This window comes from Microbacterium rhizomatis (genome assembly GCF_008710745.1).
Lineage (GTDB): Bacteria > Actinomycetota > Actinomycetes > Actinomycetales > Microbacteriaceae > Microbacterium > Microbacterium rhizomatis.
This window is the reverse complement of the sequence record NZ_VYSA01000002.1, coordinates 650,514-663,936: the sequence shown is the minus strand read 5'-3', so window position 1 is coordinate 663,936 and position 13,423 is coordinate 650,514. Positions and strand designations below refer to the sequence as shown.

General features: G+C 66.5%; 5 protein-coding genes. 2 read left to right on the top strand and 3 right to left on the bottom strand.

All coding sequences use genetic code 11. The features are described from left to right. Positions 1-137: 137 nt before the first annotated feature. The gene (locus F6B43_RS11420) at positions 138-1,154 is read right to left on the bottom strand and encodes a phosphotriesterase family protein (RefSeq protein ID WP_150449049.1); all 1,017 of its coding nucleotides are present in this window, start codon (positions 1,152-1,154) and stop codon (positions 138-140) included. 47 nt (positions 1,155-1,201) lie between these two features. On the opposite strand from F6B43_RS11420, the gene F6B43_RS11415 reads away from it, so the two are divergent. Further along, positions 1,202-1,999, top strand: coding sequence for an amidohydrolase family protein (locus tag F6B43_RS11415; protein ID WP_211368118.1), 798 nt, complete (start codon positions 1,202-1,204; stop codon positions 1,997-1,999). After that, positions 1,996-2,451, top strand: a complete 456-nt coding sequence (locus tag F6B43_RS11410) for a cytidine/deoxycytidylate deaminase family protein (protein WP_211368117.1) — start codon at positions 1,996-1,998, stop codon at positions 2,449-2,451. Before F6B43_RS11415 ends, F6B43_RS11410 begins: the two co-directional genes overlap by 4 nt. A gap of 35 nt (positions 2,452-2,486) precedes the next feature. Here the strand turns inward: F6B43_RS11410 and F6B43_RS11405 are convergent, their stop codons facing one another. Further along, positions 2,487-7,505, bottom strand: coding sequence for an RHS repeat-associated core domain-containing protein (locus tag F6B43_RS11405; RefSeq protein WP_150449048.1), 5,019 nt, complete (start codon positions 7,503-7,505; stop codon positions 2,487-2,489). Between the two features lie 701 nt (positions 7,506-8,206). Beyond that, complete coding sequence (locus tag F6B43_RS11400; protein ID WP_150449047.1) at positions 8,207-13,282, bottom strand: RHS repeat protein; 5,076 nt, start codon at positions 13,280-13,282, stop codon at positions 8,207-8,209. Positions 13,283-13,423 lie beyond the last annotated feature (141 nt).

The window sequence follows — 13,423 nt, the reverse complement described above, 5'->3', positions numbered from 1 at the left end:
GATATGTCAGAATATCAGGAGCGCCAGAGGTGAATGGCGCATCCTCGACCGCGACGCGACCGCGACGCGACCACGACGCGACCCTGCGTGGGTGAGCGGGTCACGTGGGTCCGCGAGAAGGCGGCTCAGCGCCGTCCCTACGAGCGCGGCGGGCGATCCAAGAGCAGCGCAGGCGTGGCCACGAGCATCCACTCCATGTGCTCCTCCGAGACGCCGAGGCGGCGCAAAGCGGGCGCGACGCGGCGCACGACATGGCCGTATCCCATCCCGCCGTGCCGCGTGAGCTGGCCCTTGGTCCACACCGAGCACGAGAGCGTGATGGCGGCGGCGGGCCGATCGGCGAGCAGCCCGCAGAGAAACTGCATGCGCTCCACATCGGTCGCGTCGCGTGCAAGGTCGGCGAAGTTGTGCTCGCTCCCGAATGCGAACTCCACGACGGCGCCGGCATCGACGACGTCGCGCACGTACGCGGCATCCAGCACCTTGTCGATGTTGCAGAACAGGATGCGGTCCGCGCCGAGGCCTTGCGCGGTGAGGATCTCGATGACATCGGGCGCGCGTCTGGCCGCGCCGTCCAGACGGATACTCACGGCGGAGCCCGCGGCCGCAGCGGCGCGCCCGGCCGCCCGCAAGGCCCGCCCCTCCGCGGCGGTGATCTGCGCGCTCGTCCCCAGGAGCCCGAGGAGCCCCGCGCGAAACGATGTGCCCGGGACCGCGTCGGTGAGCGCCGTGGTGAACGCGGTCTCCATCTCGGCCTCGGACTGTGCGCTCCACCACCCGGGCAGCGTCTTGTCGATATAGCTGCCGTAGGCCGAGACGATGTGGATGCCGGCAGCGCGCGAGATCTCGGGCAGATCGGCGTGACGGGGGCCCATCCCCCAGGACGTCGCCTCGACGATCGCTTCGACTCCATCGGCGTGCGCAGCCGCGAGCTCTTCGGTGGCGCTGCCGGGATCGTCGAGCGTCAGGTTGTCGGCGAGCGACATCCAGCTCCAGCGCAGATCGCCGAGGATCCCGGGGCGGATCGGCCCGTCGAGCGTGCCGCCCTCGCGTGTGGGCCGGAGGAGCCCGCGCGAATCGGTCAGGATGTGCTCATTCGTCGAGGCGGTGCCGAGAGCACTCGCATCGATCGGTCCGAGAACGGTCTCGATCATGGATTGGATTCTATTACTATGTAATTGGATCCACGCTCGGTCGTGGCATGCCGAAGGGACGCGTCACCACGATGATCATCGATGCCTACAACACCACGCAGGACGTCCGCGGGCGCTCCGATTACCTCACCGGCGCCCGACCGGGGGAGGAGCCGCCCGCCTACACGCCGTTCGACCCGAATCGGATCCTGTCGAGCATGGATGCCGCGGGCGTCGACATGGCCATGGTGTGCTCGCTCGCGCAGCGGATCGAGAACGACTTCATCATCGGCCTCCAGGACTCGCACCCCGACCGGCTCATCGGCTTCGGGCAGGTGCGCCCCCAGGACGACGACGCCGTCGACGAGATCCGCCGCATGGCCGAAGCCGGTATCCGGGGCCTCAAGCTGCATCCGAGCATGCACGGGTACCACGTCGCCGATCATGGGCTGCTCGATCCGGTGTTCCGCGAGTGCGCCCGCCACGGGATGGCGGTGATCATCAACGCCCTCGACGACGCGTTCTGCGCGCCGTTCTCGATCGAAGAGATCGCGAAGGGTCACCCCGACGTGCCGACGATCATCGCGCATATGGGTGCGGTGTGGAACGTCCCCGAGGCGATCATCGTCGCCGAGCGTCAGCCGCACGTGTACCTCGAGACCTCGGCCACGCTGATGGCCGACGTCAGACGCGCGTATGCGCGGCTGGGGGCGGAGAAGATCCTGATGGGCTCGGAGTGGCCCGGCTCGGACTTCGACCTCGAGCGGTTCAAGATCAAGAAGGCGATCGCGTCCGACGACGATCGCGCGCTCGTCGAGGGCGGTAACTACGCGCGGATCCTCCGGATCGAGGAGCGCTCCGCATGACGGATGCCGCGGCCCGTCCGCCCCTGCATCGCCCGCTCGAGATGAGCGATGGCGACGCGGAACTCATGGATGCCGCATGCGCCCTGCTGAAGAGGGTCTACGTCGAGGGCCGTCACGAGGTCGTCGCCGCGATGCGGCTCGCCGACGGCTCGATCCAGCTCGGTGTTCACGTCGATGGGTCGGCCCGCCGAAGCGCCGTGTGTGCAGAGGGCGTGGCGGCGGGCAACGCGATCGCGCATGCGGCGGACGGGTCCCCGATGGCGGTCGTGAGCATCGTCAGCGTGCTGCGGCGAGCCGAGGGCACGCTGCACATCATCGAGCCGTGCGGAGTGTGCGCCGAGCTCATCACGGACTATTGGCCCGAGGCCCGGGTCTGGGTGACCGCTGCCGATCGCCTGACAGCGGTCGCCGCCACCGAACTCCTGCCGGCCAAGCGCCTACGGCGCTGGTGATCGCGACGACGGGCCGAGGATCCGCCCGCTTGTCATCACCATCCTGGGCGAGTCCAATAGGTCATGTCTATTGAGAACCTGCGACCCGCCTCGAGATCCTCAGACACATTGAAGGATCGCGCGTAGTGTCCGGCTGTCTGGCGGTCAACCTCTCGCTGCAAGATTTCACTCACAGTACGGGAATGATCCTGAGAGAACGCGCCCGGGCGCGCTCGCGTCACGCCCGGGATATCAACAGGTGAAGGAGGGACCTCTGAAGGCAGCTCTGAAGGCTCAGACAACAGGCCCCTGTTCAAGCTATCAATCTCGAGGCGTCGAGCCCTCTGCAGGTCGGGATCCATCACGGTCGGGCGGAGCCACCCCTTACGCAGGGGTTTGGTATTGACTTCCCAACCAGGTGGGAGATATTCATGCGATTCGTCTGATGACCCGGAGAATGACTCGTCGTCCCCGCCGCCGCCTCCCCGACTCTCCACTCCACCGCCGACCTTCCTTTCCCGCATAACCGTTGGTTGTGCTTGCGTGAACGCGGTCTCGCGTCTGTACCGCAGGCCCGGGCTCTGAGTGTGGGGAGTGAGGACGGTAGCCTCATCGTCCAGGAGCGGAGCACCGCCTTCGCCCTGCACGCTGGGGTGCCCCACAGCTGGCCTGAGGGCGCCCACATCATCCAGGAGAGCCGCCTCGCCCCTTCGGCCGGCTGAGGTGGCTCCCCTGAATGCGGAGATGGCGGTCGTCACAGACATTACGGCGCCGAGCGCGCCGACGCTGACGCTGATGGCGAGTTCGGTCGCGGTGAGGGCGGCGGCCGTCTCGTCGCTCATGATGTCGGTGATGTTCTCGTCGATGAGGATGGCCGTCGACACGGCGATCGTGTACGCGTCGGCGATGAGGCCGTAAGCCTCCAGAGAGCCGCCCATCGTGGGGAGGGCTGAAACGATGCTGATCACGGCGAAGACGATGCCGAGACCGAGGGTGACGCCGTTGATGGCGTCGAGACCCGCTGTCCGGCCCGTGGGGTCGGTCATCGTGACCGGGTTGAGGTCGGCGTAGCTGTAGGTGTTGTGCAGTTCTGCCGTGTCTTTCGTGGTGAATCGCATCGCGCCCGGATCGTACGTTCGGGCTTGCAGGTATTGCGCGCCGCTGGGGGCGGAGTGTTCGCCCGCAAACTGGAACGGCTGGTAGGCCGGGTTCCCCACCCATCCCTGCGGGGTGACCCCTTCCCCGCTCACGCCGATGCTCGCGCTGGTCGGGGTGCCGTAATCGGTGTAGGTGTATCGGGTGGTGGTGGATCCATCCGCACCTGTGAGTGCGGTGGTACTGCCGTGCCGATCCTGTGTGTAGTAGGACGTGTCGGCCCCTGCGTGCGGGCGGGTGATGGTGCGGGTCTGTCGGCTCGTGCCGATCAGATAAGACGCGGTTCCGCTCGGGGAGTCGTTCTGGCTGTGGGTGTCGTTGACCAGCGAGGCGTCGTCCCAGTAGAACCCGGCCCGGCCGTCACCGTCTGCCGGGTCGGTGGTGGTGAGGTTCGCGCGTTGCCCGGTGGCCCAGTAGCCGGTTGAGAGAGTGCCGCCTGTCGGGGTGGTTTCGGTCACCGGTCGGTTCAGAGCGTTGTAGGTGTACCGGGTGCCATCGACGGCAGTGGTGAGGTTGCCGGCCGCGTCATAGGCAGGGGTCGCGGTCGTGCCAGCTCCGTCCGGGCTTGTCGTGGTGATCGCTGCGATCTCTCCGGTGGGTGTGTACGCGAAGTCCCGTGTGCTCGTCGTGGTCACCCCGGTGTCGGGATCGAGGGCCGTGACGCTCTCGCGTGAGACATCGCCGGAGACGGTCAGTGCGTAGGTCGTGTCCGAGACCACCGCTCCCTCTTGAGCGTCACCCTCGTGGATGGTGGAGCGGGTGAGCCGGTCTTGCGCGTCGTATTCGTACGCGGTTGTCGTCGTGGTGGCCTCGGTGCCGTCCACCGGGGTGGTGGTGTCGGTGCGGTGGGTGAGATTCCCGCGCCCGTCGTAGGTGTAGGTGCGGGCGTCTTGGATGGCACCGTCCGGCCCGGTGGTGGTCTCGGTCGCGATCTGATCCAGCGATGTGAACGTGTACCGGGTACTCACCCCGTTCCCGCGGGACAGGTCGGTGACGCGGGCATAGTCGTCGTACGTGTACCCGACCCGGCCGAGTTCCGTGCCATCCACGTCCGTTTGGATCGCGGTGGTGAGCAGCCCGGCCGTGTCGTACGTATAGGCAGTAGTGTTTCCGGCGATGTCGGTCGTGGTCAGCTTGCGACCGTTCGGGTCGTACGTGTGGGTGATCCGCTTCCCGTCCGGGTAGGTGGTGCTCGTGATGTTGTGGAACCCGTCGTACGTGTACGAGATCTGCGTGCCGGCCCGGTCGGCCGGGTCGAACACGGCGAGAAGGTTCCCGGTGACCGGGTCGTACTCGAACCCGGTGCGCACCTGTTGCCCGATCGGAGAGGTCGTCACCGTCTCGATGAGCGCCCGGGTGACCGGGTCGTACGTGTTGGTGGTGACCTGCCCGTACCCGGTGACAGTCTTTGCGACCAGCCCGTCCACGGTGTGTTGGACGCTGGAGAGCAGCCCGTCCTGGTCGGTCTTTGTCACGGGCTGGCCAAGGACGTCCAGGGTGCGGGTACCCCCCGAACGGGACAGATTGCCTGCGCTGAGGGTCTTCTCCACGCTCGTGCCGAACTGATCGAACCGGCGCTCTGCGACAACCGGCGCATCAGTAGCGTCCCGGGGCGTGATTGTGGCGACGGCGGGGTTGCCGAACACGTCCCACTGCACCGTCATGCCCGTGGTCTCGTCGGCGGTGGCTGTTTGCCGTCCGAATCCATCGAAGACCGATGTGATCGTCGGGACGGGCTCCCCGTCGGAGCGGGTTCCCGTTGTCTCGGAGACGTGGCCGCTCTCATCCAGGGTCTGCGTCGACGTGTACTCGGCGTCCGCGATGTCTCCGGTCGGAGTCAGAGCGGTCGTCACGGTGTGAGCGATGTCGTCGTAGCGAGTGATCTTGGTCAGTCCGGTCGGTGCGACGGTCTGGGATTCCCGGCCGAACACGTCCTGCTTCGTGACGGTGACCGCCCCCCACGCGTCCGTGATCTCGATGGTTCCCGGTTCGGGGTACGCGCGCGATTCCGCCACCCGAGTGAAGCCGTCGGTGGGAGTGCCGTCCTTGAGGTTGTCGGTCACCTTCACGATCCGACCCAGCACATCTGTCTCGGTCGTAGTGACGACCCCGTCCGGAGCGGTGACCACTGTCGCGTTGACCCCGTCCGCCTGCACGGTCGAGTACGTGCTGCGGCTCGTGTTGCCGGCCGCATCGGTCTGGGCGGTCACCCGACCCGCGGCGTCATAGTCCGCCGAGCCCGTGTTGCCCACCGGATCTGTCTGGGAGACGGCTTGACCTATGAGCAGGTCCGTGACTTCGCTGGTGGTGGTGGCCAGATCCGTCCCGGCAGCGACCGTGGCGGCCACCGTCATCGTCCCGGACTCGAGGTCAACGTCCTTCATGTGCGTCGTCACGACCGGGTCGCCGGTGCCGCCCTGTCCGAACGCGCGCTCCTCGGAGACGAACCCATCCTCACGCACGGTGTACTCAGCCCGACTGGTGCGGGTCAGGTCTTCTCCCGTCTTACCCGTGAAGGTCTCCGCGACCAGGGCGGCGCTGTGGGCCTCGTTGAACTCGTGCCGGGTCTCGGAGACCAATCCGTCAGGAGTCGTGACTGTCTCAGACACGGGCAACCCGATCGGCAGTACTCCACCGGCCGGAATCGTCTGGTCGTACGTCGTCTCGGTGACCGACCCATCCGCAGACGTATGGGAGACCGGCCGCCCGAACGTGTCGAACTCGTACTGCTCGGACGCATCCCGCTGTCGGCCTGCCGCGTCGCGGAAGGTCACGCCGGTGGTGGTGGGGCGGTTGAACTGTTCCGGCAGGTCCCACGGCGCGGGCACCTTGTCGCCATCCATTCCGGGATATCCGAAGGCCTGCTCTTGCAGGGTCACCGGCCCTGAGGGAGTGGTCACCTGCACGGATCGGTCGGTGAGGAGGTGGGTGGAGTTGTATTCCGAGATCACCCGGGTTGCGCCGTCCGAGAGGACGGTCTGGTAGTGGAAGCCGCTGTCGCCGGAGGCGAACACATCGGCCTCACCGGCGTAGACGGGCCAGCCGGATGCGACGGCGGACGAGGCGTCCCATTCCCGCGCGGAGAGCTCTTCTCCGGTGAGTCCGTCCAGTACCCGGACCCTGTCCACCGCCGTCGATCCATCCGCCAGGGTCTGCCACGACACTTCGGTCACCGCACCCGAGGCTCCGGAGATCCGTGAGATCCGCCCCGGGGTGTCGTACCCGACCGCGACCCGCGCGCCGGTCGGGTCGACCACCGCGGTCACCTCACCGCCCGACAGCTCCACCACACTCGAGGCTCCGCTTCGTGTGCCGGTGGTGCGGGTGACGGCGACGAGGGCGGGGTTTGACCAGTCGACTCCCGTCGACATCCCCAGTTCATCGATGGCCCGCAGCAGGCGGTACGAGCCGCTGGACTCCCATACCCAGTCGTTCCGGTTGTGGAACGCATCCATGTGGGTGAGCGGCTGCCCGGTCGCGCTGAAGTATGTCGTCGTCCCACCGGTCTGAGACAGCATGAACGCGTACTCGCGGTCGCCGACCTGCCCGTCGGCCCGGGCCGGTATCACCCCGCTCGTCTGCGAGAAGACGACGTCGCCGAGCACGTATCCGGCCAGGCCGCTGGGCGCGCTGGCGTCGGCGGCATATGCGCCTCCCGAGGCGGGGAACACCGTCAGTCCGCCGGTCACCCCGATTCGTCCCAGGCCCGCGAGCGTCCACCCCGGACCGAAACCGACCTGGTCGACCCCGATCGCACGGGAGTCCCACTGCAGCCCCAACCCGGAGGCGGGTAGGCCGAACGAGAACGAGCCCACGCGTTCGTTGATCAGACCTTCCACGCCATCGCCCAGTCCGAATCCGCCGACCACGGGCGTCGCCGAACCAGCCCCGTCATGGCCTTCGGCTGCGCTCGCGGACACGGCGCCGAGGCCTACGACCAAACAACTCGCCAACACCAGACCCAGGCCCACACGACCCACGCTCGACACGCGAAAACCCACACTGAAAACAGGCACAGCAACCTCTCAGAAAAACGGACATCTGAATACTAGTATTGAGAAGTCTCGGCTTCTGACCATCGCGGGATTCGGCGCTGCGCATCGCTCTGGGTGGCCGTGTGACGCTCTGCGACCGTGGAGTTTCTGCGGCCTCCTATCTCGACGTGAGGGTGCGGCTTCAGACGGGTGAGTCGAGGGATCAGAGCCGGTCGGCTGTGCGCAGACCGCGCGCTTCGGTCGGGTGAGGTTGCCGCGCTGGTCGTAGGTGTAGGTGCGGGCGTCTTGGATGGCACCGTCCTGGTCGGTCGTGGCCTGGTGATCGTGGTGCTGGTCGGATTTCCGGCCACATCGCGCTGCACCTCTGTGCGGGTGGTTCCGTCCGTGTTCGTGATCTCACGCCCGAGTCCGTCGAACGCCGACTGGACGGTCGGGATGGGTTGCTGGTCGGCCCGGGTGCCTGTGGTCTGCGTGACGTGTCCGGCGGCATCCAGAGTCTGAGTGGTGGTGTGTTCGGCGTCCCTCAGTTCGCCCGTCGGGCTCAGGCCGGTCGTGACAGTGTGCGCGACATCGTCGTATCGCGTGATCTTCGTCAGCCCCCCTAAGCGAGTATGACTACTTCACGATCAGTCATCTGCGGTGAGAAGCCGTGCGGTGTTGTCCGCAAGGTCCGCCTCGTCTGCTTCGCGATACATGCCCCATTCCCTGAGGGTGCACCCCCTGAAAAACGGCTGCCTCGCGGCGGTGATCCTGTCGTAGATGGTGGTCCGGAACTCTCGCATCAGGTCTTGCCTGCTGGAGACGACGTAGCTTCGCACAATTTCCGCCACATCGCTCGGAAGCGTCAGCTTAGACGGCTCGGGGTGCAGTTCCGTGGCCATCGGTTTGAGGTCGTTCCACAGTCCGTTCTTGAGTACTTGTTTGCCCACGTCGTAGGGGGCGAGGTCCGCTTCGCCGTTGACGAGTAGCATCAACCGGCGCTTGTTCTTCACGAGTGATTCGTAGGCAGTCAATGCATCGGTGACCTTCGGTGTCTCGATGATGTCGTCGTACTCGTTTATGAGCGGTGTGTTTTCGAGAGTGGATTCCTCGGGCGTGCCGAGTCGATTGGAGGCCCGCGCTTCGGAGGATTCTGTTCTGAGGTAGTGGCGAACATCCGCCTCACGGATGGTCTCCCTCGGCACGGGCAGGCGTGCCACGATCTTCTTGAGGGCTTGGGCTGCGACGAACCCGACGGCAACGCCGACGAACTCTGTCACGGTAGCGGCGTCGGACGAGAAGAAGGCTTTGGCACCAGGATCGGCGTTGTCGGCCCTTTGGGTGTAGAGCCGCCCGATCCCGAGGGCGATGCTGTAAAGATCGGCGGCGATCCCGAGGCTCGCAGTCAGTGCACCCACAAATCCCAGCGCGGGAAGTCCCACCGGTGCCACGGTCATCAAGGTGGAGACGAAACTGTAGACGGCGACGCCGATGCCCACGAGTGCCATGATGTTGAGGATTCCGTCCCCGAACGCATCGTGGCCGGTGGGGTCGGTCATCATGACCGGGTTGAGGTTCGCGTAGTTGTAGGTGTTGTGCAGTCGCGCGGTGTCTTTCGTGGTGAACCGCATCGCGCCGGGGTCGTACGTGCGGACTTGCAGGTACTGCGTGCCGTCGGGGGCGGTCGGTTCGCCGGCGTACTGGAACGGCTGGTAGGCCAGGTCTCCGACCCATCCGGATGCGGTGTCGGTGGCCGTGCTCGTCCCCGTGGTCGTGGGGGTGCCGTAGTCGGTGTAGGTGTACCGGGTGGTGGGGGTGCCGTCGGCCCCGGTGAGGGCGGTGATGTTTCCGTGCCGGTCGTGGGTGTAGTACACCGTGTCGGCCTCGGCGCCCGGTTCCGGATCGGGCCCGGCGGTGGTCCGGGCTTGTCGGCTGGTGCCGATCAGGTACGACGCCGTCCCGGTCGGGACCTTGTTCTGGCTGTGGGTGTCATTGATGAGGGTGGCGTCGTCGTAGTAGAACCCGGCCTGGGCGGCGCCGTCTGCCGGGTCGGTGGTGGTGAGGTCAGCGCGTAGCCCGGTCGCCCAGTACGTGGTTGAGAGGGTGCCCCCGGTCGGGATGGACTCAGTCACCGGTTGATTCAGAGCATTGTAGGTGTACCGGGTGCCGTCGACCGCCTGGGTGAGGTTTCCGGCCGCATCGTAGGCCGGGGTCGCGGTCGTGCTCGTTCCGTCCGGGCTCGTCGTCGTGATCCCCGCGATCTCCCCTGTGGGCGTGTAAGTGAAGTCCCGTGTCGTCGTCGTGTTCACGCCGGTGGCGGCCTCGACGGTCGTGACGGTCTCCCGGGTGATGTCACCCGACACGGTCAGCTCATAGCCGGTGTCGGACACGAACGCCCCCTCGGAGGAGTCACCGTCGGAGAGGACCGAGTGGATGAGCCGGTCGTTCCCGTCGTACTCGTACGTGGTTGTCGTGGTGGTACTCGTCGGATCCGCCCCGCCCGCAGCATCCGCAGTGGTGTCGGTGCGGTGGGTGAGGTTCCCGCGCTTGTCGTAGGTGTAGGTGCGGGCGTCTTGGATGTTGCCATCCGGCCCGGTGGTCGTCTCGGTGGCGATCTGGTCCAGCGACGTGTACGTGTACCCGGTGGTGACCTCGTTGCCGCGGGAGACGTCGCTGATACGGGAGTACTCGTCGTACGTGTACCCGACTCGGCCCAGCTCCGTCCCGTCGGGGCTGGCTTGCACGGCGCTGATGAGCCGACCGGTCGTGTCATACGCGTACGACGTGGTGTTCCCGGCGATGTCGGCCGTCGTCATCTCGCGACCATTGCCGTCGTACGTGTGGGTGATCCGCTTCCCATCCGGGTACGTGACACTCGTCGGATTGTGGAACCCGTCATACGTGTACGAGATCTGCGTACCCGCACGGTCTGCCGGGTCGAACACGGCGAGGAGGTTCCCGGTGACCCGGTCGTACTCGAACGCGGTGCGGACCTCGTCCCCGAGCGGAGACGTCGTCACCGTCTCGGTCAGCGCCCTCGTCACCGAGTCATACGTGTTGGTCGTGATCTGGCCGTAGCCGGTGGCGGCCTCAGCGACCTTCCCGTCGGCTGTGTACGTGTATGTCGTCGTCGCTCCCTCCTGGTCCGTCTCTGTCAGGATCTGGCCGAGGATGTCGAGGGTGCGAGCCGTGCCGGAGCGGGATTGGTCGCCTGAGCTGAGGGTCTTCTCCACACTCGTGCCGAACTGGTCGAATCGGCGCTCTGCGGTCACGGGCAGCCCGGCGGAGTTCTGCGGGGTGATCGTGGTGACGGTGGGGTTTCCGAACGCATCCCGCTGCACCTCGGTCCGCGTGGTCCCGTCGGTACTGGCGATCTCACGCCCGAGTCCATCGAACTCGGACTGGACGGTGGGGACGGGTTCCTGGTCGGCGCGGGCGCCGGTAGTCTGCGCGACTTGTCCGGCGGGGTCCAGCGTCTGCGTGCTGGTGTATTCCGCATCCCTCAGGTCGCCCGTCGGACTGAGGCCGGTCGTGACAGTGTGAGCGACATCGTCGTAGCGCGTAATCTTGCTCAGCCCCGTCGGGGCGACCGTTTCCGCTTCGCGGCCGAGTACATCCTTCTTGGTGACGGTGACTGCGCCCCACGCGTCGGTGATCTCCATGGTTCCTGGGGCGGGGTATGCCCTCGTCTCCATTACCCGGACGAATCCGTCCGTGGGGTTTCCGTCCTTGAGGTTGTCGGTCACCTTCGTCACCCGACCCAGCACATCCGTCTCGGTGGTGGTTACCGTCCCGTCCGGTGCGGAAACGACGGTTGCGTTGATCCCGTCCGCCTGCACCGTCAGGTATTTCGTACGGGTGGTGTTGCCACTGGCGTCCGTCTGTGCGGTGACCCGCCCCGACGGCTCGTATTCCGCAACCGCCGTGTTGCCGACGACGTCGGTCTGCGAGACCGTCTGCCCGACCACCAGGTCCGACACCTTGCTCGTGGTGGTGGCGAGATCGGTTCCGGCGGCGGTCGTGTCCGCGAACGCCAGGGTTGCTGAGGGGAGGTCGATGTGCTTGGCGTGGGTCGTGACGACCGGTTGGCCGGTGCCGCCCTGTCCGAATACGCGTTCTTCGGAGAGGAACCCGTCCGGATCGACGGTGTACTCGGTGCGCCCGATGCGGGTCAGTTCTTCCCCTGTCTTCCCGGCGAGTGTCTCTACCACTGCGCGGGCGGTGTGGGCATCGTTGAACCCGTTTCGTGTCTGGGAGATGAGTCCGTCGGGGGTGGTGACCGTCTTCGTGAGGGGGAGCCCGATCGGCAGCACTTCACCGGCGGGGACGGTGTCGTCATAGGTTGTTTCGGTGACGGCACCGTCCGTGGAGGTGTGGGAGGTCAGTCGCCCGTAAGTGTCGTATTCGTATTGTTCGGAGGTGTCGCGTTCTCGGCCTGCGGTGTCGCGGAAGATCACGTGGGTGGTGGTGGGGCGGTTGAACTGCGCGGGCAGGTCCCACGGTGCGGGGACTTTGTCGTCCTCCGTTCCGGGGTACTCGAATGCCTGTTCCTGGAGAGTGACCGGTCCTGAGGGTGTGGTGACTTCGACGGACCGGTCGATCAGGAGGTGGGTGGAGTTGTATTCCGAGATCACCCGTGTGGCGCCGTCGGACAGGGCGGTCTGGTAGTGGAATGTGTTGTCACCAGAGGAGAACACGTCGCTCTCGCCGGCGTAGACGGGCCAGCCGGAGGCGACGGCGGTGAGGGCATCCCATTCTCTCGCGGAGAGTTCTTGACCGGTGAGCCCGTCGATCACGCGGACTTTGTCGACCGCGGTCGATCCGTCGGCCAGGGTCTGCCACGACACTTCGGTGGTGGCGCCGGAGACCCCGCTGATCCGTGAGATCCGTCCGGTGGTGTCGTATCCGACCGATACCCGGCCCCCGGTCGGATCGATCATGCCGATGACGTGGTCGCCGTCCCGTTCGGCCACGCTCGAGACCACGCTCGGCGTGCCCGTGCCCGTGCCCGTGCCCGTCCCGGTGCGCGTGCCCGTGCCCGTGGTACGGGTGATGGTGACGGCGGCGGGGTCGGACCAGTCCACCCCGGTCACCACGCCCAGCCCATCGATGACGCGCTGCAACCGGTGCGGTGCGGTGGTTTCCCATTCCCAGTCGGTCCGGTTCTTGAATGCGTTCACCTGGGTGAACGGCTGGCCGGTCGCGCTGAAGTACGTGGTCGTCCCGCCGGTCTGAGACAGCGTGAACGCGTACTCGCGGTCGCCGACCTGCCCATCGGCACGGCCCGGGAGCATTCCGCCCGTCTGAGAGAACACCACATCGCCGAGCACGTATCCGGCCAGGCCGCTGGGAACGCTCGCATCGGCGGGATAGGCGCCGCCCGAGGCGGGGAACACCGTCAGGCCTCCGGTCACGCCGACGCGCCCCAGGCCCGACAGTGTCCACCCCGGACCGAAACCGACCTCGTCGGCTCCGATCGCACGGGAATCCCACTGCAGACCCAGCCCCGCGGCGGGTAGGCCCAGCGAGAACGACCCCACCCGTTCGTCTATCAGCCCTTCCACCCCATCGCCCAGACCGAACCCGCCGACCACGGGCGTCGCTCCAGCGGCCCCGTCATCGCCTTCGGCTGCGATCGCGGACACGGCACCCAACCCCAGCACCAGGCACCCCGTCAACACCACGCCCAGACCCACGCGCCCCACGACACGCGCGCTGGACACACCAGAACTCACACTCGACACAGACACATAAACCTCTCAGGCAGATCGACGACTGAAATACTAGTATGAAGAATGCGATGCATTGAGCATCGCGGCATCTCATAGCTGAGCGTCGCTCTTCGTCCGTGTTCGGCAGTGTGT

Bases quoted from the DNA above. Each gene is read 5' to 3' on its own strand.
- F6B43_RS11420 (WP_150449049.1), bottom strand. From the start codon at position 1,154: ATGATCGAGACCGTTCTCGGACCGATCGATGCGAGTGCTCTCGGCACC.
- F6B43_RS11415 (WP_211368118.1), top strand. From the start codon at position 1,202: ATGCCGAAGGGACGCGTCACCACGATGATCATCGATGCCTACAACACC.
- F6B43_RS11410 (WP_211368117.1), top strand. From the start codon at position 1,996: ATGACGGATGCCGCGGCCCGTCCGCCCCTGCATCGCCCGCTCGAGATG.